Origin of the sequence: Robiginitalea sp., from assembly GCF_049588695.1 — a bacterium.
Taxonomy (GTDB): Bacteria; Bacteroidota; Bacteroidia; order Flavobacteriales; family Flavobacteriaceae; genus Robiginitalea.
Genome location: NZ_JBAVZJ010000432.1, coordinates 1 through 2,603, shown reverse-complemented (window position 1 = coordinate 2,603; position 2,603 = coordinate 1). Strand labels below are relative to the sequence as shown.

At 48.6% G+C, this 2,603-nt stretch carries 2 protein-coding genes; one reads left to right on the top strand and one right to left on the bottom strand.

Going from position 1 to position 2,603, the window contains the following annotated elements; translation table 11 throughout:
• Window positions 1–655, bottom strand: a 655-nt coding sequence (locus WBV75_RS10310) for a cell division ATP-binding protein FtsE (RefSeq protein ID WP_424120530.1), incomplete at its 3' end; no start/stop codon positions are given.
• 146 nt (window positions 656–801) lie between these two features.
• On the opposite strand from WBV75_RS10310, the gene WBV75_RS10305 reads away from it, so the two are divergent.
• Window positions 802–2,603 (top strand): tetratricopeptide repeat protein (locus WBV75_RS10305; RefSeq protein WP_424120529.1); only part of this gene is annotated, 1,802 nt, incomplete at its 3' end.

The window sequence follows — 2,603 nt, the reverse complement described above, 5'->3', positions numbered from 1 at the left end:
CCTTATTACCATCACACTTGAGTGTTTTGGAGGGGTATTTGAGAATGAGGGCATAGTCGTGGGTAGCCATGAGGATGGTTCGTCCCGTTTTATTGATCTCCTGCAATACCTTCATTACTTCCACACTGGTTTGTGGATCGAGGTTCCCGGTGGGTTCATCGGCCAGGATGAGTTCCGGATCATTGAGCAGTGCCCGGGCAATGGCAATACGCTGTTGCTCGCCCCCTGAGAGCTCATGGGGAAATTTAAAGCCTTTGGTTTTCATCCCTACTTTATCCAGGACCTCTTCAATCCGCGAGGTCATTTTCCCGGAATCTTTCCATCCCGTGGCCTTAAGGACAAATTGCAGGTTGTTGTGTATGTTCCGGTCCGGCAATAGTTTGAAATCCTGAAAAACAATCCCCAGCTTACGCCTTAAATGCGGGATGTCTTTTTCGGGCAGGGTTTTCAGGTTAAACCCGACAATGCGCCCGTGGCCCTCTTTGAGCGGCAGGTCCGCGTAAAGCGTTTTCATAAAGCTGCTCTTCCCGCTTCCGGTTTTACCGATCAGGTAAACAAATTCCCCGGGTTTCACCTCCAGGCTAATATCGTTCAGGACCATATTGTCCTGTTGGAAAACGGCAACATCTTTAAGGGAGAGTACGGGTTCGGTCATGGTCTTGAATGTTGATATAAAAGTAAAAAGTTCCATGGGATAGAACAGCAATCCAAGGCAAAATTCCTTTATTTCATTTTTTCCCACATACTTGTATTGTGGAATCACCGTTATTAATGGAAATTTGGTTATCCCAAGAGAACACTATGGAAAAACCTTATAGCGCCCTGCTGGTTATGCTCCTGATCACTGCCTTTGGCTTTGCCCAGGAAACCGCTGTGTTTACGCATGATGAATCGCCCTATCAGCAGGCCTACACTTTATATCGCAACAAACAGTACCAGGCAGCTCAGACCCTTTTTGAATCTGTATTGGCAACGAGTTCAGATGAACAAACCCGTGCCAATAGTGCTTACTATATCGCCAATGCAGCGGTCCGCCTGAATCAACTCGGGGCGGACCGGCTCATGGAGGACTTTGTTGAAAAATACCCTACGTCCACCAAAAGGAATTCAGCCTTTATGGATGTGGGGGATTACTATTTTGAAAATGGCCGATACCCGTATGCCCTGAAATGGTATGAAAAGGCCGATGCCGGTTCCCTGAACCGGAGTGAAAAGGAGCGATTTGACTTTCGAAAAGGGTATGCCCTGTTTAATTCGAACAAACCCGACCTGGCAGAGCCCTATTTTCAGCGGGTGAGCAATTCTCCTCAATACGGGCCCCAGGCCAAGTATTATCTCGGGTATATCGCCTATCAGCAAGATGATTACCAGGAGGCGAACCAGCGTTTCGATCAGATCGCGGATCAGGAAGTTTTACAGGAAAAGCTCTCCTATTACCAGGCCGATATGAATTTTAAACTCGGCAATTTTAATGAAGCCATCGCCCAGGCGGAGCAACAATTGGCCAAAGCGAACCGCCGTGAAGCCTCCGAACTCAATAAAATTATAGGGGAGAGTTATTTCAACCTGGAACAATACGAGGCCGCTGTCCCCTATTTGGAGCAATACCAGGGAAAGGGTGGCAAATGGAGTAATACGGATTTTTACCAGCTCGGCTACGCCTACTATAAGCAGGGAGATTATGCCAATGCCATAGGCCAGTTTAACAAAATCGTCGATGGGGCAGATTATGTGGCGCAGAACGCCTATTACCATTTGGCAGAGTGCTATCTGAATCTCGATAAGAAGCCCGAGGCGCTCAATGCCTTTCGCAACGCTTCCCAAATGGAATTCGATCCGGAAATCCAAAAAGATGCATACCTGAATTACGCCCGTCTGAGCTACGAAGAGGGCAATGCGTATGAATCCGTTTCTGAAGTATTGCAGGGGTATCTCCAGCGGTATCCGGGAGATCCGAACGAAGCCGAACTGAAAGAGTTACTCGTAGACTCCTATCTGACCAATAAGGACTTTGAAGGGGCACTGGCACTTTTGGAGGAGAAAGAGTCCTTTGCAAGCCCGGAGACGTATCAAAAAGTAGCCTTTTACAGGGGAGTAGAGTTGTTTACGGAAGAAAAATATGCTGAGGCCTACAACCTTTTTGAAAAATCCCTGAACCGGGCAACGGATCCGATGTTCGAAGCCCGGGCGCGGTACTGGAAAGCGGAAGCTGCCTTTGAAATCGAGGGTTTTGACCAGGCATTGACGGATTACACGGAGTTCGGAAAGTTGTCGGCGTCCAGGGGACTGGAGGTCTATAAGGGCCTGGAGTATCAAATGGGTTACACTTATTTTCAGCTAAAGGATTACGGAAATGCAGCCCGCTACTTTGAGAGATTTACACAGGGGAGTCCTGCAGGGGCTCAAAAGACCGATGCGTTACTGCGACTGGGGGATAGTTATTTTGTCAGCAGTTCCTATAGCCAGGCTATAGCTGCCTACGACCAGGCCCAGCGTTCCGGTAGCCCGGATGCCGACTATGCCGATTTTCAGAAAGCGCTTTCACTTGGTTTCCTGGGTCGGGAAGGGGAGAAGCAGTCTGCGCTCACTACCCTGATCAGTAC